Here is a 20,794-nt window from a genome sequence, read left to right as displayed (position 1 = left end):
GGCACAAAACAGAGAAGGAAAGTCTATGCAAATCAACATTAATGCCCATCACATTGATCTGACCGATTCAATGCAAGACTATGTAAACTCGAAGTTTCAAAAACTTGAGCGATTTTTTGACCATATCAATAACGTACAGGTTGTTTTACGTGTTGAAAAAGTACAACAGATCGCTGAAGCTACGCTCCACATAAATCAAGGTGATATCCACGCCGTGGCTGACAATGAAAATATGTATGCTGCCATTGATAGTTTAGTGGATAAACTCGTAAGACAACTCAACAAGCATAAAGAAAAGCTAAGTAGTCATTAATCATGCAATTAAGCGAAGTACTCTCATTGGACTGCACGAAAAGTGCGGTCCAATGCACCAGTAAAAAAAGAGCCCTAGAAATCATTAGCGAAATCGCTGCTGAGTATTCAGGTCAAAATTCCACCGAGCTGTTTGAATGCATGCTCAGCCGAGAAAAAATGGGCAGTACTGGTATTGGTAATGGCATCGCCATTCCTCATGCAAGAATGACTAACAGTGATCGTGCCATTGCCGTTTTGCTGCAGTGTGAAGAACCGATTGAGTTTGATGCCATTGATAATCGACCTGTCGATCTACTGTTTGCGTTGCTCGTTCCTGAAGAGCAGTGCAAAGAGCATTTAAAAACGCTCGCTTGTATGGCCGAGCGCCTCAATGACAAACAAGTTTTAAAACAGCTTCGAAGTGCACAAAGCGATCAAGAGCTGTACGACATCATGACTAACCAATAACCACCGAGCCGAAACTATGCGTTTAATCGTTGTGAGTGGTCAATCAGGCGCAGGGAAAAGCGTTGCTTTACGAGTACTGGAGGATCTCGGCTACTATTGTGTCGATAACCTTCCCGTCAACTTGTTGGATGCGTTTATTCAATCAGTCCAAGGCAGCAAACAAAATGTCGCGGTGAGTATTGATATCCGTAACTTGCCCCAAGAGCCTAGTTTGGTTGCGGATGTTTTAGAGCAGCTAAAACAGAATAACGATGTTAGTGTGCTGTTTCTCGATGCCAGTGAAGAGACACTACTCAAGCGCTACAGCGAAACGCGTCGTATCCATCCTCTCTCATTAAACGCCGATAAACCTTCACTTGCGCAAGCGATTGAATTGGAAAAGTCGCTGCTTGCGCCGCTCAAAGAGCAAGCCGATTTAGTGCTCGATAGCAGTAATCAATCGTTGCATGAGTTGAGCGAAACCGTACGCATGCGAATTGAAGGACGTGAGCGCAAAGATCTGGTGATGGTCTTTCAGTCTTTTGGCTTCAAATATGGACTACCCAGCGATGCAGACTACGTGTTTGATGTGCGTTTTTTACCCAACCCACATTGGGAACCCGATCTTCGCCCATTAACTGGCCTGGATGCACCAATTAAGTCGTTTCTTGAACGCCATAGTGAAGTAATTGAACTTAAACAACAAATTCAAAAGTTTGTTGAATACTGGCTACCGATGCTCGAAAAAAACAACCGCAGTTATCTCACAATTGCGATTGGTTGCACCGGTGGTAAGCACCGCTCCGTTTACCTGACTCAACAGCTTGGCGAGTACTTTGCTCAATTAGGTCACCAAGTACAGATACGCCATACATCATTAGAAAAACAGCAATAGGAGCGATGGTATGCCACTATTAAGTAAAACGGTTTTAATCCAAAATCGCTTGGGCCTTCATGCTCGTGCAGCCGTTAAGCTGGTTGAACTGTCGCAATCTTTTGATGCGGTGGTCACCATTCAAAGTGAAGAAGGAAAAGAAGCCACTGCAGATAGTGTAATGGGTTTATTGATGCTCGAATCCGCACAAGGTCAATACATCACCATCAATGCTGAAGGCTCACAAGCAGAGCCTGCTTTGCAAGCGGTTAGTTCGCTGATTGAACATAAATTCGATGAAGACGAGTAAGCACAAGGCTTACACTCCACTCTCCCACAGACAGCGCATGCGCGCCCCTGATAGTCAAAATAAATTCAGTGCTTAATAAGAACTTATTAAATAAGGCCTAGAATTAAGTTACTATTCAACACATTGTAAGAATCCTAAGTAGGGGGAAACCATGGCCGAGCAAATTGAATTTGATCAAGCTCACCTAACCCTCCAAGAAGTCAGCGAAGCTTTAGAAAATGGTCGTTTTGTCCATGTCCGTCGCCAATTGCAGGACATGGAGCCAGAAGATATTGCTCACCTCTTAGAAGCCTCTCCACGTAAAAGCCGGGAGGTGTTATGGCAACTCACCGACCCAGAAGACTACGGTGAAATCCTTGATGAGCTCAACGAAGACGTCAAAGATGCCCTAGTTTCCAAAATGGCACCCGAAAAACTTGCAGAAGCGACCGAAGGCATGGACACCGATGACGTGGCCTATGTACTGCGTAGCTTGCCAGATGACGTGTCACGCGAAGTGCTTTCGCAGATGGACAGCGCTGATCGCCAGCGCGTTGAAACCGCACTCTCCTATTCAGAGGAAACAGCCGGCGGGATCATGAATACCGACGTGATCACCATTCGTGGTGATGTTGATATTGACGTGGTTTTACGCTATTTACGCATGCGCGGCGATCTGCCCGAAGCAACCGATGCACTTTACGTGATTGACGATGAAAGTAAGCTGATTGGGCATCTCTCACTCACCACCTTGCTGACCACGCAACCGGATATTCCAGTAAGTGAAGTCATGGATGATGCCGATGAGGCGATTTTGGTCACCACCAGCGACTCAGATGTTGCCAGCCTGTTTGAACGTCGCAACTGGGTGTCCGCGCCTGTGGTGGATGAAAACCAGCACTTGGTCGGTCGGATCACCATTGATGACGTCGTTGACATCATTCGTGAAGATGCCGAACACTCAATGATGAGCATGGCTGGTATGAACGATGACGAAGATACCTTTGCTCCGGTAGTCAAATCCGCACGTAAACGGACCATCTGGCTTGGGGCAAATGTTTTGGCCGCCCTCGCCGCAGCCTCTGTTTCTAACATGTTTGAAGCAACACTGGATCAAATGGCCGCCATTGCCGTGCTAATGACCATAGTGCCCTCAATGGGTGGTGTCGCAGGTAACCAAACCGTGGCCTTGGTCATTCGTGGTTTAGCATTGGGACATATCGGTGACAGTAACCAACGCGAATTGCTATTCAAAGAAGCGGCAATCGGTTTTTTAAATGGCATCATGTGGGCTACCATTATTGGCGGCATTGTGGTGGCATGGAAAGGCAATTGGATGCTTGGCGGCATCATTTCCGCAGCAATGATGGCCAACCTACTCATTGCCGGGATCGCCGGCGTCACCATCCCAATTTTACTGAAAAAAATGAAAATCGACCCGGCTCTTGCTGGCGGAATGGCGTTAACAACCGTCACCGATGTGGTTGGGCTTTCGGTCTTTCTCGGCTTGGCGACCATTTTGATGTAGCCATATTTTGATGTAACCCTATAGTGATACATACTCAAACCACCCATAAAAAAAGCTTGGTTGTTATACCAAGCTTTTTTATATTCAGCTTAAGCGATTATTCGCCCGCAATTTTCATCGATTCAAGTAAAATAGACCCAGTTTGGATTTGCGAGCGTGTTTCGACATCACTCCCTACCGCCACCATTTGCTGGAACATATCTTTCAAATTGCCCGCGATAGTAATCTCAGATACAGGGTATTGAATCACACCGTTTTCAACCCAGAAACCAGCGGCGCCACGCGAATAATCACCTGTCACTGCATTAACACCTTGGCCCATCACTTCAGTGACTAACAAGCCTGTACCCAACGCTTTGAGCATCTGCTCAAAATTTTGCCCTGTGGATTGAACATACCAGTTATGGATGCCACCCGCATGACCAGTTGGAGTCATCTTCATTTTACGAGCGGCATAGCTGCTCAGAAGATAAGTCGAGAGCACGCCATCGGTAATAATTTGGCGGTCTTGAGTAAATACCCCTTCACTATCAAATGGGCTTGATGCCAACCCACGTAATACATGGGGTTTTTCGGCAATATTGAACCAATCGGGTAAAATTTTCTCGCCTAACTTATCAAGTAAAAAGGAAGATTTACGATACAAGCTGCCACCACTGATCGCCATCACCAAATGGCCAATCAAACCTGTCGCTACATCTGCGGCAAACATCACCGGAACTTTGCCCGTCTTCAGTTTTTTTGCATCTAAACGGCTGATGGTTTTTTCTGCGGCTTGTTGCCCGACCAGCTCTGGCGACCATAAATCGTCGCGGTGACGTGCAACGGTATAGCTATAATCACGCTCCATCTCACCATTTTTACCCTCACCAATCACGCAGCAGCTAATGCTATGACGGCTAGAGGCATAACTCGCGAGCAAACCATGGCTATTACCATACACTTTCACACCGTAATGGCTGTCATAACTTGCGCCATCACTTTGTTTGATCTTGTTGCTGTAAGCTAACGCTTTCTCTTCTGCAGCAATGGCAATTTTAGCGGCCATGTCCGGGTTAGGTTCATCCGGATGGAAGAGATCTAAATCAGGAATATTTCGCACCATTAGCTCTTTAGGTGCAGGGCCTGCATAAGAATCTTCAGAAGTGTAAAGCGCAATATCAAGCGCTGCAGCGACCGTCTGCGCAATTGCTTTTTCACTGAGATCTGACGTCGACGCACTGCCTTTACGTTGCCCACGATACACAGTGATGCCTAATGCCCCATCACTGTTAAATTCTACGTTTTCAACTTCACACATTCGCGTCGAAACACTCAGGCCGGTACTTTTGGTGATCGCCACTTCAGCAGCATCAGAACTGAGCGCAGCCATCTCTAATGCCTTAGCAACCGCCGCTTCAAGTTCGATGCGCTGCTGAGCAACTTGTTGTTTTACGTCCATATCTCATCAATTATTAGCAAACAATGCCATTAGGATAACAAGAATTTCGCTTTCTCCCCACGATTCTTGCTAAAATAGCTGACATACATAACTCAATAGATGAAGAAAATGGCGCGTAAGAATCAAAAAGCTCCTTGGGAAGAAGAAGAGGAGATCATTTGGGTTAGCAAAACCGAAATGAAAAACGACATGACTGAGCTACAAAAACTGGGTGAAGAGCTGGTTGCTCTGAAGCCGTCTCAGTTAGCAAAAATCCCGATGTCTGAAGATTTGATGGATGCCATCAAAGATGCTCAGCGTTTTAGCATGGAAGCCAGACGCCGCCAACTGCAATACATTGGTAAAATGATGCGTACCATCGATGCCGAACCGATTCAAGCGGCATTGGATAAACTGCGCAATAAGCATTCACAAAATACCGCCATGCTGCACAAGCTCGAACAGATGCGTGATCGTATTGTGGAGAAAGGTGACAGCGCGATTGAAGATGCGATGGCACTCTATCCAGATATGGATCGTCAACGTCTGCGCCAATTAGCGCGTCAAGCAAATAAAGAGAAAGCCAACAGCAAACCACCAAGAGCATCACGAGAGATTTTCCAAGTGCTCAGGGAGCATAACGATAAGTCAGTTTAACCTGTCATAGTGCTGATTAGACGCAAAAACCTCACCTAAACGTGTGAGGTTTTTTTTATTCCCCTGCACGCACAAAATCACTGAGCTGCGCGTCTGCGTGTTGCGCGGAAAGTGCCTCAATGCGATCACTCACTAACACATGTCCTTGAGCCATAAACGCAAAATGGCTCGCAATCGCTTTGGCATCACTGATATGGTGCGTCACCATCACTACAGTGATCTCTCTTTCTGCGGCTAACTGCTTAACCAAAAGCAGCATCTCTTCTCTGAGCAGCGGATCCAAGGCGGAAAAGGGCTCATCCAGCAGCCAGATAGGATGTGGTTGTACAAAACAGCGCGCCAGAGCAACTCGTTGACGCTGCCCCCCTGAGAGCTGCTCAGGCAAGCGATCAAGTAGCGCAGCCAAACCCACTTGCTGCGCGGCGCACTCAACTAACGCCTTTTGCGAAGTGGTTAATTTCAGCCCCGGATGTAACCCAAGGCTAATATTTTCACGCACAGTGAGATGGGCAAAAAGATTGTGCTCTTGAAACAGCATCGAAAAAGGACGCAAGTGTGGCTCCTGCCCAAGTAAGGATTGCCCTTGCACTCGGATATCGCCGCTTTTCGGTGCAATAAAGCCCGCAACTAAGCTCAGTAAAGTTGACTTGCCCGCGCCACTTGGCCCCATCAAAGAGAGAATCGCCCCTCGCGGTACAGAAAGCGAAAATTCAAACCACTCCTGTTGATACTCATAATGTACGGCCTTGAGTTCTAACATTGCTTTACCTTTGAATGTGAGTGAAATAACCGCTCAATGAGGGCAAAACACCCCACACTGAGTAGCAACAGCGTAAGAGAAACCACCGCCGCCGCTTGCATTTGGTAACTGCCCAGCAGTTGGAACAGGTAAAGCGGTAAGGTTCTAAACTCTTGGCTACCAAATAGAGCAATCGCACTTAAATCCCCCATTGAGAGCAAAAAGCTGATCGCAAAGGCATGCGCTAAGGGTTTACGCAACGCACGCAGCTCAATCACTTGCAAACGCTGCCACCCTTTAATGCCAAGGCTGGCACATAACCATTGATATTGCTGCGCGATATGCAGCATAGGTTGCGCCAATGTTTTCAACACATACGGCAATGCCATTAAGCCATTGACGGAAAAAACCACCCAATACGCTAAGCTAAATGCATCGGTCCAGATACGCAGTAACAGAAAAAGCCCGGTGCTGATAACAAGCCCTGGCGTGACCAAAATAATCGCGCCAATCAACTCTAATTGGTCCGCCTTACCGTTGTGCTGCTGCAGGCGCCAAGCGCGAGTCGTGATCAGTATGGCAACCCCAGCCGAAACAGCAACCACGCTTGCCAATAACGCCACTTGCAGTGAAGCCCAAAGCGCACGCCAGAATTGCTCATCGCTCAAGACGTGAAAAAGCTGCGAATTTAAACCGCTCAAGATGACCATCACCAGCGGCGGAAGTACTAACAGCAACGCAAGGAAGATCCATGCGCCGTCCCAGTATTGTGCTTTTCGATTGTCTCGACTAACCACATAATCACTCGCTTGACGCCCTGTGGTGATGGCTAACGGCTTCGCTAGACGTGAAATGGATAGAGACAGCAGCCCACATAACAGCATCTGCCACAGCGCAAGCAGCGCGCCGGCTTGTAAATCAAAATCAAATTTGATCGCCTGATAAATCGCCAGCTCAATCGTGGTTGATTTAGGCCCGCCGCCAAGTGCCATCACAGTGGCAAAACTGGTAAAACAGAGCATGAACACCAAACCACAGACATGAGGAAGCTGCTGACGCAAACGCGGCCATTCAACCCAACGAAATTTGTGCCAATGGCTCATGCCAAGATGCGCGCATAACTTATGTTGTTCAGCCGGGATCGACTCTAACGCTTGCAGCAATAAACGGCTGGTATACGGGAGATTAAAAAACAGATGCGCCAGTAAAATACCGTTTAATCCGTAAATGGAAAACGGCAGTTTGCTATCAAACCACGCGAGCAGCGAGGCGAGCAGACCGCTATTACCATAAATGGCCAACAAACCAAATACGCCCACCAGCACCGGAAGCACTAAGGTCGTTGCAAACAATTTGATCAGCAGCGCACGTCCCCAAAATCGACGACGGTAAAGTGCGTGAGCAACAGGAACCGCGAAACCAACACTGAGCAGCATCGACAAGCTGGCTTGGTAAAAACTAAATTGAGTAACATGGCGATAATACGGGTCTTGCCATACGTGCATCACATTTAAGCTGGGTGCTTGTAACAGCAACGCCGCCAACGCACTGATGACAAAGGTCGCGACAAGCATCGCGACCCCAATGCCTATTTTAGGAATAGCATTCAAACTTTATCGAACCTTAAAACGTTAAGGCGGTTTGCCACTCACGGATCCACGCTTTACGCATCTCAGACACCTCTTGTGCGCTAAAGGTAAGCGCCTTTGGTGGCACAACCAGCGTTTCAAAACCTTTCGGTAGCGCGACAGACGTCACAGGATACATCCAGTTTCCGGTTGGCATCACCGACTGAAATTGATCACTTAAAATAAAGTGCATGAACTCATCGGCCAATTTGCCGTTATCACTGTGTTTTACTTTCGCAGCGACTTCCACTTGCATGTAGTGTCCTTCGGCAAAATCGGCAGCCGCGTACTTAGCGTCATTTTCCGCAATCAAATGATAAGCTGGAGAGGTGGTGTAAGAGAGCACCAGATCGGACTCACCTTTTAGAAACATCGCATAGGCTTCTGACCAACCTTTGGTGACTGTCACCGTCTTATTGGCGAGCTGTTGCCATGCTAAATTGGCTTTCTCACCATAGACAGATTTCATCCACAGCAGTAAGCCTTGACCGGGTGTTGAAGTTCGCGGATCTTGATAAATCACTTTAAGATCATCGCGCTTTTCTACCAACTCTTTTAAGCTTTTTGGTGGGTTTGCTAATTTCTCTTTATTGTAAACAAAGGCAAAATAGCCGTAATCATAAGGAACAAATGTTTCATCACTCCAACCACCGGGTAGCGTGACTTGGCCCGTCTCGACATTATGATCTGCCAATAAGCCAGTCTGTTTGGCCTCGGCCATTAAGTTGTTGTCTAAACCGAGTACGATGTCTGCTTTACTGTTATTACCTTCAAGACGCAAACGGTTTAGGATCGATACCCCATCATCGAGTGCCACAAACTGAAGATCGCAAACGCATTGTGCTTCGAATGCTTTTTCAATCGCCGGTCCCGGGCCCCATTCTGATGCGAACGAGTCATAGGTATAAACGGTAAGGATATTGTCAGCGGCATGCGCTGAAAAAGAGGTGATGGTGGCAAGTGCAATGGTATTAAGAGTGGTGTTCAACTGGTCGCTCTCCTTGGTTGAGCGGCACAGGCTTGAGGAGGATGAGAATATTCCATTATTCCTATTCTGAGATCCTAACCCAATTCCTACGCCAGCATTATCTGGTTCAGGTTTACGGGTCCCAAGCTCACGCTTGATCTCAGCAGCATTCATTGAGATGAATGATTTGCTCCCCGTTGAGTGAGGTGGATTGTAATTGGAATTAACGCAATAAGCTACACCGTTGGGCGTGAGTCATATCCCCAACGTGGCACAAGCCCTTGTTCAACGCCTAAATGGTCCAAAATACGCGCCACTATAAAATCGACCAAGTCTTCAATTGACTGCGGCTGATGATAAAAACCGGGGGCAGCGGGCATAATGGTGACGCCCATTTGCGACAACTTGAGCATGTTTTCTAAATGTAAGGTGGAAAACGGAGTTTCGCGCACCACTAACACCAGTTGGCCACGCTCTTTCATCACTACATCGGCAGCACGTTCGATCAAATTATCGGACATGCCATGGGCAATCGCCGCAACGCTACCTGCCGAGCATGGGCACACCACCATCTGTTTTGGCGCAGCAGAGCCCGAAGCCACTGGTGAGAACCACTCTTCTTTGCCGCACACGACAAGCTGTGAGGCATCGCAGTGTAAATGTTCCACCAACGCTGCTTTGGCTGCCTCAGTCCCACTGGGCAACTTCAAACCGTGCTCGGTTGCAAGCACAACGCGCGCGGCTGAAGAGATCAGCAGATACACTCGGTAATCTGCAGCCAATAAACACTCCAACAGACGAAGTCCGTAAGGAGCACCTGAAGCGCCAGTAAAGGCTAAAGTGATGGCTTTCTGTTTTGTTGTCATAACTCTCTATTTCGTTTGTGTCGCGGGCATTACATGGCTTGATTCAACGCAAGCAGTAGCTTGTTATGAATACCTTCAAAGCCACCATTGCTCATCACCAAAATGTGATCGCCCGGCTGAGCTTCCTGCGCAATTTGCACGACGAAAGCATCAATATCATCATTCACTTGCGCTGGTTGTGAGCATTGGTCAGCCACATCCTGCACCGACCAAGCAAGATTGTTAGGCTGATAGAGATAAACTGAATCGGCTTGCTGTAATGACGCCGCTAAAGTTTGCTTATGTACGCCCAACTTCATCGTAGCCGAACGAGGCTCTAAAACCGCGATAATTTTCTGATCGCCTACCTTGTTACGTAAACCACCCAAAGTAAGTTCAATGGCCGTTGGATGATGAGCAAAATCGTCATACAACGTAATACCGTTCACTTCGCCTTTGAGCTCTAAACGACGTTTGGTATTGATAAATTTGCCCAAAGCTTGACAGGCTAAATCTGGAGTGACCCCTACGTGACGCGCTGCGCCAATCGCCATTAAGGCGTTATCGACATTATGATCGCCAACCAAATCCCAAGTCACGCGCCCCACGCGTTCATTGTCAAAGAACACATCAAATTGCGAACCATCACGCGTGATTTTTTCAGCTTTCCACTGCGCTTGCTCACCGGTAAACTCGGTTTCGCTCCAGCAGCCACGTGCGAGAACATCCGCTAATGCGCGCTCTTTTTGCGGAGCAAAAATACGGCCATTGCCCGGAACAGTGCGCACTAGATGATGAAATTGGCGCTTAATCGCTTCAAGATCGTCAAAAATGTCCGCATGATCAAACTCTAAATTATTCAACACTAAAGTGCGTGGATGATAATGGACAAACTTAGAACGCTTATCGAAAAAAGCGCTGTCATATTCATCGGCTTCAACCACAAAAAACATGCTTTCGCCCAAACGCGCAGAAATGCCAAAGTTGCCAAGTACGCCTCCCACCAAAAAGCCCGGTTGGTAACCGCAATCTTCTAAGATCCACGCCAACATGCTCGACGTGGTGGTTTTACCGTGTGTACCAGCCACCGCAAGGACCCAGCGGTCATGCAACAGGAACTCTTGCAACCATTGCGGGCCAGAGGTGTAACGCAAGTTGTGGTTCAGCACATATTCAACACACGGATTGCCGCGACTCATGGCGTTGCCAATCACCACCAAATCAGGCTTGGGCTCTAATTGAGCAGGGTCAAAGCCTTCGATAATCTCGATCCCTTGAGACTCCAATAACGTACTCATCGGTGGGTAAACGTTGGCGTCGCTGCCGGTAACTTTATGACCTAATTGCCGCGCTAAAACGGCAACACCGCCCATAAACGTACCGCAAATCCCAAGAATGTGAATATGCATAAATCCTAGCCTCGCACATGGCGTTGTGAGTGATTGCCTCCATTATCACCATCCATTTAAGAAAAGCGAGCATGTTTGCAACTTCTAAAAAGTCGACAAACAAATTGAGATCTCAATCTGTTACTTCATTACCATTAAAAAGATCTAAGCCCTAAAATCGCAGTGTTACCCAAACGTTATCAAATGGGTCACTCGTTTCGGCCGACATCCCAACAAGAGGATGCGTTGTGAAACAATCACTCCCCCCTATATAGCTATGTTAAGGAAATAACATGTCTGAGATTCGCACTCTTGGCGAGTTTATTGTTGAGAAACAACATGACTTCCCCCACGCAAGCGGTGATCTTTCATCTCTGTTGTCCTCTATTCGTCTTGCGGCAAAAATTGTTAATAGAGAAATCAACAAAGCAGGCCTTGCTGATATTACCGGTGCAGTTGGTACGGATAATATTCAAGGCGAAGAACAACAAAAACTCGATGTCTACGCCAACGAAAAATTTAAAGCGGCGCTTGAAGCGCGCGATCAAGTGTGTGGTGTCGCCAGTGAAGAAGAAGATGAAGCGGTTGCGTTCAGCAAAGAGCTCAACAAAAACGCAAAATACGTGGTGTTGATGGACCCGCTGGACGGCTCATCCAACATCGATGTCAATGTCTCTGTCGGCACGATTTTTTCTATTTATCGCCGCGTATCGCCAGTCGGCACGCCACCAACACAAGAAGACTTCTTACAACCCGGTAATAAACAGGTTGCGGCTGGTTATGTTATTTACGGCTCTTCAACCATGTTGGTGTATACCACCGGCAACGGCGTGAATGGCTTTACTTATGATCCGTCACTCGGCACTTTCTATCTTTCACACCCCAATATGATGACCTTCGATGATGGTAAAATTTACTCCATCAATGAAGGTAACTACATCCGCTTCCCAACCGGCGTCAAAAAATACATTAAATACTGCCAAGAGAATGTGCCTGAAGATAATCGCCCTTACACCTCACGTTACATTGGTTCGCTAGTGGCGGATTTTCACCGTAACCTGCTCAAAGGTGGGATCTATCTATACCCAAGCACGCAAAGCCATCCAAACGGCAAGCTGCGCCTATTGTATGAATGTAATCCAATGGCGTTTTTGATTGAACAAGCAGGCGGTATTGCTTCTGACGGTGTTAATCGCGTGTTGGATATTAAGCCGACAGAACTGCATCAACGTGTGCCATTCTTCTGCGGTTCAAAAAATATGGTCCATAAATTGGAAGAGTTCTTGGAACTCAATCGCGATTAAATCAGCTCAATGAGCGCCTAACTCTAGGCGCTTTTTTTATCGATAAATATGAGGCAAGACTCTCTTTTTACGGTTTACACCGTTTCCTATTTACCGCTAAAGTTGCAACACAAGCGTTTACGTTCTGTTAATCAACCCAAAACAATTCAAGTCCAGCGACGAAAAAGGAAATGCTAAATGAGCTTAAACAACGTTCCGGCAGGAAAATCACTGCCTGATGATATTTACGTGGTGATTGAAATTCCAGCCAACGCCGACCCAATCAAATACGAAGTCGACAAAGAATCTGGCGCAGTATTTGTGGACCGTTTCATGTCTTCACCTATGTTCTACCCATGCAACTACGGTTATGTGAATCACACCTTATCGCTCGATGGCGATCCTGTCGATGTGTTGGTGCCCACGCCTTATCCGCTCATGCCAGGATCGGTGATTCGCTGCCGCCCAGTTGGCGTATTGAAGATGACCGATGAGTCTGGTGAAGATGCCAAAGTGGTGGCGGTTCCTCACTCCAAGCTCACCAAAGAGTACGACCACATTCAAGACGTAAATGACCTGCCAGCACTACTGAAGGCGCAAATTACACAGTTCTTTGAACGCTATAAAGAGCTTGAAGCGGGCAAATGGGTCAAAGTCGATGGATGGGAAGATGCCGCTGCCGCGCGAGCTGAAATCCTGACTTCATTTGAACGCGCTCAAAAATAGTCACCATCATTAAACAGTCACGATAGTTATATACCCAAACAACTTGGAGTTGCAGGTAGGCGGCAAGTGAGTGAGTCCCCATTAGCATAGGCAAACTATGTGATTGGGGTGAACGAACGTAGCCAACACCGCTGCAGCTTCAAGTAGGAAGGGGATAAGTGTCGTTATAAATAAAAAGCCACATCCTGCTAATATGCGGTGTGGCTTTTTTATTTCCATTTTCAACGCCGTTCGTTAAACCCGTTGGCACCAGTCTCCAGAATCAATCACAGCAGTAAGACGGCTGTGATCTTGATAGAGATAAATCCACGCACGGCCAAATGGGGTTTCGATCGTTTCACGGCGATATTCGATGGGAATATCTTCTAAAAGATCGAGTTTTGCTAGTGTCTGCTCATCCACTCGATATACCTCACCGACTATCGATTGCTGTCCCTGAGCCAAGCCAGGATATGGACCTAGATCATACAGCGCATAGTCAGCCGGCGTGTAGAACGATCCTAACATTTCGCTTGTCTCAAGCAGATGCGCATTACTTTCACCACGGCGTAATGTGCCGTAGACAAAAACCAGATGTTGCATATGACTGTCCCTAGTTAAATTCAAACTGATACAAAAGATCCACCGCGCTATCTAAACCGGATACCGCTTCAACGTACAAATCCCTCATCAAGCGGTAACGCACGGTAAATTCGCCCACCGAGCTGAAAATACCAACACCATATTTCACTTGTAGCCCCGGTAAAATATAGCCGCTTACCGTCACTTGTGAATCATCACCGGAACCGGCCGTATCCAATTGCAGATCTTGCACGCCGAAGGCTTGACCAATTTCGCCCACCACCTTACCGCTTTGTGCCAAGCTCAAACCAATCAGGGCAGTGGTCATCGCATTACCACCCGCCTCGCCATCAATATTCTGACCACGAAGTAGGTAAGAAAGTGCATTAGCTTGTGGCATCGCGGGTTCTGAAAAAATGGAGACTGCGGGTTCATCGGCAGAGCCGGTCACTTTTACTCCTGCAATCACGCCATCTTGTGTGTTATCCGGGTTGCGCACCGCTTTAATCGAAACATAAGGTTGATCAACCGGTCCATTCATTAAAATTTTGCCTTCTTGGATCAGCAAATCTTGTCCAAAGGATCGATACGAACCATTTTGGATGTTTACTTCTCCAGTAATAAAAGGGCCTTTATCCTTTTGCGCCACATTGAGGCGGCCAATCAAGCCGCCTTGCAAACCAAAGGCACTGAGCCGGAAATCATCACCAATCGAGATGTTTACATTAGTTTCAACGTTAAATGGCATGGCGCTTTGCTCGCTCACAGGCTGTAAAGCAGCGTCCAATATCACTTGATCTTTGGAGACACCAATCGCGCTCGGAGGCAACTCTTCTACCACGATACGTCCCCAAGGCAGGTTAATATTCCCTGTCACAGTGGCCAGTTGAGGTTCTAGTGTGATGCTCATGTCTGGGATAACTTTAATCTTGACGATAGGCGGTAGATCCACCAATAGCTCATCGGCCAACACGCGCAGGTTGGCACGCCACTGCTCCATTTTCTGCCAGTCGGCATCCCCCTTGATACTCAACTCGCCATCCGCAGTTTGAATCGCTGCATTGAGCAAGGCTTGGTAACCATTAAAGTCCATCGCCACTCGGCCCGAGGTAACATCCAGCGGCGAAATATCGCCTTTGACGACAATGTCATCCACCACCACGCTGCCCATCACTTTCGGGTGCAACATCGGCCCACTGAAGGCAAGTTGACTGCTAATCTTCGATTTCGCTTGGCTATAATCCCCAAGCAGCGGCTGTAAAAAATCAATATTAAAGGTGGAAAGCGTTAATGCGCCATCCATCATTTTTTCTTTTGCCATTAGATCCGCAATGGTTATTTGCCCCGACAGATCGCCATTATCGGTCACATCCACTAGCCAACGAGCAAACAGCTTGTTCTGTTCAAGCGTACTTTCAATAGTGACGCTATCCCAACCTAAAGTAATGGCTTGGTCGATGTGCTGCGTGACTGCACCTTGGCTTAAGCTGAGTGACACTTTCGCTTGAGGCGCAGTATTGGGCGCCCATTGAGCTGTGAGACTGACATCGGCTTGGCCTTTAAGTTGAGTCTCTTGCGGTAAAAACATTGCGATTTGCTGAAAATCAAAATGGTTGAGAGAGAGCTCGGCCGCGCCACTTTGCCCCACAGTCGCGTCTTTATCTAAGCAGAGCGATGCTCCCTCTTGCTGCCAACAATGCGCGGCAATCGTAGCTTGTTGTTTCTCGATATTAACCGCAACAGGTGTCGCTTGGTTTAATAGCCACGGCCCTTGTTCTGTGGACAGTTGTACTCGTTCCAGCGCACCTTGCCACTGCATCGTCGGCTTATCTTCAAAAGATCCGCTGATCGCCAAGCTGGTTGAAATCAGATTTGAAATGACGTCTAAGCTCAGTTGATGCTGCGCCTGCGTACCTGAAAAACGCAAGTCCACACTATCAACTAACTGCTGCTGGTAGCTCAACTGGCTCGCCTGCAATTTCACTTCGGCTTGTGGCACAGGAAGTGGCGTAACATCACCAGTTAAAGTCACCTGCTTTAAAGTCGCTTGTTGCTGCCAAGCAAGATCATTTGCATTGAGGCGCAGCTTGATTTGTGGCTGCTGTAAATCACCACGCAGATAAATATCGCCAATCACTTTGCCGTGCAAATCAGGAACACTTTTCGCCAAATCAGCAAAATCAACCGATAAGCCCATACGCCACTCTTTATCCAGCTCACCTTTGGCCGTAATCTGGTTGGGTCCATGGGCTAACGTTAAGCCGCTGGTCGACACAGTAAAAGCGCCTTTCCCTGTCATATCTGATGCGTTTAATTGACCTTCAATATTCAGTGGGTAGCCACGCAACACACCCTCAATATCCAAAATAGGCAGCGCAACGTTCCAACCGCCCTGCTCGGTCAGCTCACCCGTGGTTTCGAGCTTACCGCTGATCACGCCTTCGGCTTGCGGCCACTGTAATCCCGGCTGAATCTGTTCTAAATTCAGCGCCGCTTGCCAGTGAATTGGGGCTTGCCAGTTGGCCATCACTTGGCCAGCAATTTGCCCCCCTAAAGTGTCGATTAGCAAAGAATCTAAGTTGATTTGCTGTAAAGTGCCTTTACCAGCAACATCCAGCGTCACATCGGGCAGATCTTTACCTTGCAGTTGGCCATTGAGCGCCACGCTATATCCGTCGAGTGAACCTTGAGTTTTTAAACTCGGTACGCGAACAAAATAGTCTCCTTGCCCAATCAATGGCCACTGTGCTTGAACATCATCCAACGAAATATCAAACGGGATCTCAGGTTGCAGTAGCGCCAATTGCGCATTTAAGTTTGCTTGCGCAAGCCCGCCCAGTTTCGCGTTGAGCGTTAAATCACCCAAGCTACCCGAAGCCTCTAGTGCCAGTATTTGCCCCTGAGCTTCGGCCATTTTGAGCGTGCTTTTTAAAGAGAGATTGAGCGGATAGTCTCCCTTCAACTGCGCATCAGCTTTTAGGTTGGCAATCAATTGTGGCAGCTCAAGCTCAAGTGATTTTAATGAAACACTGCTCTGATAAGCATTGGCGACCAAACCAAGATGCTTGACAACCAAAGGCTCAGCTTGCTGAAGAGTAAACTGGTTGATATCAAAACGCTCCACTTCCAATTGCAGCGGAATGATCACTTCTGGCAAGGTGATGGGCGTTTTCACCGCAGGTGCCGCCGTCGATGATACGGTTGTGGATGGAGTGGATTTGGATTGTGCGCTTGAGGCTGAATCTGCCTCGTCATTGGTCGCAAGCTTCAGTTGAATATCGCTCCAACTGGTTTTGCCAATCCGTAAGCGATTACCTTGAAATGAGGCATGAGTAGAAAATTGCTTCCATGCCAGCGTATTACCCAAAATATCCAGCTGAATATCATTGAGCTCCACACGGCCAACCTTAATTGGCACCGGTGTAGAGATTGACGTAATGGGATCAGAGGCAGACGAAGGCTCACCTTGCGTCGAAGGGGGAAGCTCTGGCAGTGCCAGCCTTAATCCACTGATCGCCAGTTCATTTAAGCAAATTGAAGGCTCCAATAAGCAGCTAGCACTTATGGCTAATGTCACTCGCTGTACATCGAGATCGAGCTTTAATGCTTCATCGGAAAAGGTGACTTGGTTGAGCGTGAAACGTGGAAAAATTGCACCTTGAGCGCTGGCAACCTGCAGTTGTGGCAGCGCTTTTTGCGCTCCCCACAACAGACCGTTAAGCCCTGTATTGGTAAACAACAAGGCTGCGAGTGCAATAAATACCGCGCCCAACAAGGTGAATAAAATCGCCGATGCCCATTTGGTTATCTTCAACATCACTTTGGTCATAGTTCAGGCCCCAAGGTGAAATGCAGCTGAAATTCATCGCCGGGATTAGCGTCAAGCCCCCATGCAAAATCTAAGCGGATCGGTCCAACCGGAGAAGCCCAGCGAATCCCGGCTCCCACACCAGTTTTCCAATCCGGCGAGTTATTAAAGGCATCGCCGTAATCGACAAACAGTGCGCCCCACCAATTTCCAACCAAGCGATATTGATACTCCAACGAACTGGTGGCGATGTATTTGGCCCCAGTCAGTGCGCCGCTGGCATCTTTAGGTGAGATAGATTGATAGCTATACCCCCGTAAATTGTTATCGCCACCAGCAAAGAAGCGCAGAGAAGGCGAGAGTTTGTCAAACTCTTCACTGAAGTTTGCGCCGCCGTCTAAACGCAATAAACCACGGTGGTTTTGCCCAGCGCTGCGTATCCAAGCAGTGCCCGCCAACAACCGCACCACACGCGTTTCAGAGACGAAATTTGGATCGCCATACTCAAGTGTGATGCTCTGTTTATCGCCCCACATCGGCATTGAACCACCACGAACACGCGTACGAGAATAGGTCGCTCCCGGTAATACAAACTGGCCGACATCGCTTTGCAAACCTTGTTCGTAGTTTTCTATCAAATAACGAACGAATAGGGTTCGATGCCAACCACCATCACGCAGCCAGTGGCGTTCAAACGATAAGTTAGACTCCAAACTCTTCGTATCACGGTTATCGACATTCTTCATTCCATACTGAATTCGATAATATTCACGCCGCACATCTTCTAGCGGTATTTTGTAGCCAGCGGTAATGGTCTGCTCTGGGGCAGAAAGGGAGAAACTGCTATCAAAACTGTGGCCGAGGCTGTTAACCCAAGGTTTCTTCCACTTGAATGAACCACGCACTCCCACATCCGTTGAGTAACCTAAACCGGTTTCAAGCTGATTTCGAGCTTGCGGTGCAAGGGAAACCTTCATCGGCAGTTCGCGACCGTTCTCCAGTTGGCTAAGATCGGGTTCAACAAAAACAGAGGAAAACCAATCGGTATTGGATAAGTTTTGGTTATATTCCCCTACCTTGGAAACAAGGTAAGGATCATTGGTTTTATAGGGCTGAAGTGAGCGAACTCGCTGATCTTCAATTTGGCTACCAGTAATGAGCGAGGGACCAAAATGATAACGAATACCACTGTTAAAATGAAGGCGTACGAAAGCTTCATTCAACTCTGGCGCAACTTCCAAACGGCTTAATTCAAAATTCCCGTTAAAATAACCTTTTTGCAACGCTAAGTTGCGGATACCCGATTTCAAAGCATCGTACTGGCCATGATTAACCGCCGCGCCCACTTTAAGGGCATTGCGGTTAATGAGATTGGCAAAATCAGCATCAGATTCAGCTTCCCCGCTGATCACCACATCCATCTCTTTAATGGTTGTTAGCAGTCCTGGATTGATATTGACCATCAGCTCTTGCTCATCGCTCACCACCACAAACTCAAATTGAGGATGGTAGTAACCCAACGCGACAAGCGCTTCCGTCATGCTTTTCTCTAAACGAGATTGAAAACGAAGATGCGTTGAATAGTCGCTCTCTGGAATCGACGATAAATAGGCTTCAACGTTGTTTTCTAATTCACCCTCTAAACCATTAATGGTTAACGCCACCTTGGCATACACCGAAGTGGAAATAAGTAGCATCGTGAATAGAACTGGTAATGATTTTCGTCTCATGCTTAATTAAAGGAACAGTTGAGTAAACAGATCGTTAATGGATGGAAATCATACCGCCAATAGCAAGCTCCGTCTGTATGAAATCAGTCAATTATTCGGGCTGAATGTGAAACAGTGGCTCAACAACAATAAATAAAGCCAAAAATCGGTACACAAAAGGAAAGCTCATGCTCAATAAACAAACAATGGTCAGCGCACAAACAGCACTGAAAGGACGAGAAACCCCTATGTCAGTGGAGGAAATTCATTACGTTAACCACAGCAACATCACTGAGCAGCCTAATGAGCATCAGCAACAAATAGTGATTGGTATGGGCTGTTTTTGGGGCGCTGAACGCTTATTTTGGCAACTCGATGGTGTGGTGTCGACTTCAGTAGGCTATGCCGGCGGCTTTACCCCAAACCCAACTTACGAAGAAGTATGCAGTGGTGAAACTGGCCATACTGAAGTGGTACGCGTAATCTTTGATCCACAGCGCTTGCCATTAGAAAAGCTATTAAGTCATTTTTGGGAAAAGCACGATCCGACCCAAGGCATGCGTCAAGGTAACGATAAAGGCACTCAGTATCGCTCCGCTATCTATACCTATTCAGAACAACAACAGCAAATAGCACAAGCCTCAAAGCAGCGATACCAGCAGGCGTTGTCAGCCAGTCAACGAGCCTTAATTACCACCGAAATTGCACCCGCTGGTCCTTACTACTACGCCGAAAGCTATCATCAACAATATTTAGCTAAAAATCCGAATGGTTATTGTGGGTTAGGAGGAACAGGCATCTGCTTCCCACCCCAGCTCAGCGAATAAAGCGTGTAGAATTGAGGCTTTGTTAGCATTTTGTTAACCGCTTAATGGCCTCTTTTCGTGGTTTTATTGATTCTATGCTATACCTTTGTTGCTCAACTAAAAGGGACCCCTACAATGAAAAGTAAACGAGTGATCGCCATTCTAATGGCCTGCTGTCCAGCGCTTGCCATGGCACACAACATTACCCAAGGTCAGCAAGTTGCTGATGTTTCAGTGGAAAAATATGGTGAAATCATCCTACAAGATGATAAAACGGCCTTTCAAACTTGGGATACCAGCCAACTGCTAGGCAAAGTGCGCGTCATTCAAGCCATTGCTGGTCGCAGCAGTGCTAAAGCGTTAAATGCACCATTGATGGCTGCCATTACGGCCGCACAATTTCCCGCAGAAAGTTATCAAACCACCTCGATCATCAACCAAGATGATGCGATTTGGGGCACAGGATCGTTTGTCAAATCTTCCGCTCAAGACAGCAAGAAAGAGTTTCCGTGGTCTTCCATGGTGCTAGATGAAGCGGGAAATGTAGCCAAAGCGTGGGATTTAAAAGAGGAATTATCAACGATCATCGTTCAAGATAAGCAAGGTAAGGTACTGTTTGTTAAGGAAGGTGCATTGAGTGATGAGGAAATTCAAACGGTTTTAGGCTTGATCAAACAGAATTTATAATAACCTTAGGTGGCCGATAACACGGCTGCCTTTGCTAAACATATCGTGGTGAAAGGTGCTTTTATAAAAATAAGAGTACGCTTTATTCTCACAATATTGTTATATTATAACAATTATCATTTTACTACTGTATTGGTT

The 20,794-nt window shown here is 47.2% G+C and carries 19 protein-coding genes and 1 riboswitch; of the genes, 10 read left to right on the top strand and 9 right to left on the bottom strand.

Features of this window, described 5'->3' with window-relative positions:
• Positions 1-25 precede the first annotated feature (25 nt).
• From hpf to mgtE, 5 genes are all read left to right on the top strand, one after another.
• Positions 26-313, top strand: coding sequence for a ribosome hibernation promoting factor (gene hpf / locus AACU59_RS04205; protein WP_013855969.1), 288 nt, complete (start codon positions 26-28; stop codon positions 311-313).
• Positions 314-315: 2 nt separating this feature from the next.
• On the top strand, positions 316-762 hold the full coding sequence (gene ptsN / locus AACU59_RS04200; RefSeq protein ID WP_013855968.1) for a PTS IIA-like nitrogen regulatory protein PtsN: 447 nt from the start codon (positions 316-318) through the stop codon (positions 760-762).
• A gap of 16 nt (positions 763-778) precedes the next feature.
• Positions 779-1,636 carry an RNase adapter RapZ gene (gene rapZ, locus AACU59_RS04195; protein ID WP_094144719.1) on the top strand — a complete coding sequence of 286 codons (858 nt, stop codon included), beginning with the start codon at positions 779-781 and terminating at the stop codon, positions 1,634-1,636.
• Positions 1,637-1,646: 10 nt separating this feature from the next.
• Positions 1,647-1,925, top strand: coding sequence for an HPr family phosphocarrier protein (locus AACU59_RS04190; protein ID WP_013855967.1), 279 nt, complete (start codon positions 1,647-1,649; stop codon positions 1,923-1,925).
• Between the two features lie 151 nt (positions 1,926-2,076).
• A complete protein-coding gene (gene mgtE / locus AACU59_RS04185) occupies positions 2,077-3,432 on the top strand; it encodes a magnesium transporter (RefSeq protein ID WP_013855966.1) in 1,356 nt (451 codons plus the stop codon).
• 97 nt (positions 3,433-3,529) lie between these two features.
• On the opposite strand, the gene pmbA is transcribed toward mgtE, so the two are convergent.
• Positions 3,530-4,873: a metalloprotease PmbA gene (pmbA, locus tag AACU59_RS04180; protein WP_094144720.1), complete on the bottom strand. Its 1,344-nt coding sequence runs from the start codon at positions 4,871-4,873 to the stop codon at positions 3,530-3,532.
• Between the two features lie 108 nt (positions 4,874-4,981).
• On the opposite strand from pmbA, the gene yjgA reads away from it, so the two are divergent.
• Positions 4,982-5,509, top strand: a complete 528-nt coding sequence (gene yjgA / locus AACU59_RS04175; protein ID WP_272925449.1) for a ribosome biogenesis factor YjgA — start codon at positions 4,982-4,984, stop codon at positions 5,507-5,509.
• A 55-nt stretch (positions 5,510-5,564) separates the two neighbouring features.
• Here the strand turns inward: yjgA and thiQ are convergent, their stop codons facing one another.
• From thiQ to mpl, 5 genes are all read right to left on the bottom strand, one after another.
• On the bottom strand, positions 5,565-6,269 hold the full coding sequence (thiQ, locus tag AACU59_RS04170; RefSeq protein ID WP_094144721.1) for a thiamine ABC transporter ATP-binding protein: 705 nt from the start codon (positions 6,267-6,269) through the stop codon (positions 5,565-5,567).
• Entirely contained in the window at positions 6,263-7,858 is a 1,596-nt protein-coding gene (gene thiP, locus AACU59_RS04165; RefSeq protein WP_094144722.1) for a thiamine/thiamine pyrophosphate ABC transporter permease ThiP, read from the bottom strand. The genes thiQ and thiP overlap by 7 nt, the downstream gene beginning before the upstream one ends.
• Positions 7,859-7,871: 13 nt before the next feature.
• Positions 7,872-8,864 (bottom strand): thiamine ABC transporter substrate binding subunit, encoded by a 993-nt coding sequence (gene thiB, locus AACU59_RS04160; protein WP_094144723.1) that lies wholly within the window; start codon positions 8,862-8,864, stop codon positions 7,872-7,874.
• Between the two features lie 66 nt (positions 8,865-8,930).
• A riboswitch (TPP riboswitch) is annotated at positions 8,931-9,050 on the bottom strand.
• A gap of 29 nt (positions 9,051-9,079) precedes the next feature.
• On the bottom strand, positions 9,080-9,709 hold the full coding sequence (locus AACU59_RS04155) for a flavin prenyltransferase UbiX (RefSeq protein WP_094144724.1): 630 nt from the start codon (positions 9,707-9,709) through the stop codon (positions 9,080-9,082).
• A gap of 29 nt (positions 9,710-9,738) precedes the next feature.
• Positions 9,739-11,097, bottom strand: a complete 1,359-nt coding sequence (gene mpl / locus AACU59_RS04150) for a UDP-N-acetylmuramate:L-alanyl-gamma-D-glutamyl-meso-diaminopimelate ligase (protein ID WP_094144725.1) — start codon at positions 11,095-11,097, stop codon at positions 9,739-9,741.
• A gap of 272 nt (positions 11,098-11,369) precedes the next feature.
• Between mpl and fbp the strand changes: the two genes are divergently transcribed.
• Together fbp and ppa are read left to right on the top strand one after the other, a co-directional pair.
• A complete protein-coding gene (fbp, locus tag AACU59_RS04145; protein WP_013855958.1) occupies positions 11,370-12,380 on the top strand; it encodes a class 1 fructose-bisphosphatase in 1,011 nt (336 codons plus the stop codon).
• A 177-nt stretch (positions 12,381-12,557) separates the two neighbouring features.
• On the top strand, positions 12,558-13,085 hold the full coding sequence (gene ppa / locus AACU59_RS04140) for an inorganic diphosphatase (protein WP_010318803.1): 528 nt from the start codon (positions 12,558-12,560) through the stop codon (positions 13,083-13,085).
• A 234-nt stretch (positions 13,086-13,319) separates the two neighbouring features.
• Here the strand turns inward: ppa and AACU59_RS04135 are convergent, their stop codons facing one another.
• The 3 genes from AACU59_RS04135 to tamA are packed head-to-tail and all read right to left on the bottom strand — an operon-like array spanning position 13,320 to position 19,184.
• Positions 13,320-13,667, bottom strand: coding sequence for a gamma-glutamylcyclotransferase family protein (locus tag AACU59_RS04135; RefSeq protein ID WP_029190032.1), 348 nt, complete (start codon positions 13,665-13,667; stop codon positions 13,320-13,322).
• 10 nt (positions 13,668-13,677) lie between these two features.
• Positions 13,678-17,475 (bottom strand): autotransporter assembly complex protein TamB, encoded by a 3,798-nt coding sequence (tamB, locus tag AACU59_RS04130; RefSeq protein WP_094144735.1) that lies wholly within the window; start codon positions 17,473-17,475, stop codon positions 13,678-13,680.
• On the bottom strand, positions 17,472-19,184 hold the full coding sequence (tamA, locus tag AACU59_RS04125) for an autotransporter assembly complex protein TamA (RefSeq protein ID WP_094144736.1): 1,713 nt from the start codon (positions 19,182-19,184) through the stop codon (positions 17,472-17,474). The genes tamB and tamA overlap by 4 nt, the downstream gene beginning before the upstream one ends.
• Positions 19,185-19,351: 167 nt before the next feature.
• Here tamA and msrA point away from each other — a divergent pair, with 167 nt between their 5' ends.
• A complete protein-coding gene (gene msrA, locus AACU59_RS04120; protein ID WP_088729165.1) occupies positions 19,352-19,990 on the top strand; it encodes a peptide-methionine (S)-S-oxide reductase MsrA in 639 nt (212 codons plus the stop codon).
• A 114-nt stretch (positions 19,991-20,104) separates the two neighbouring features.
• Positions 20,105-20,656: a YtfJ family protein gene (locus tag AACU59_RS04115; protein ID WP_176428511.1), complete on the top strand. Its 552-nt coding sequence runs from the start codon at positions 20,105-20,107 to the stop codon at positions 20,654-20,656.
• Positions 20,657-20,794 lie beyond the last annotated feature (138 nt).

Source organism: Vibrio sp. V23_P3S9T160 (assembly GCF_963886625.1).
Taxonomy (GTDB): Bacteria; Pseudomonadota; Gammaproteobacteria; order Enterobacterales; family Vibrionaceae; genus Vibrio; species Vibrio anguillarum.
This window is presented reverse-complemented; position numbering and strand designations above follow the sequence as displayed.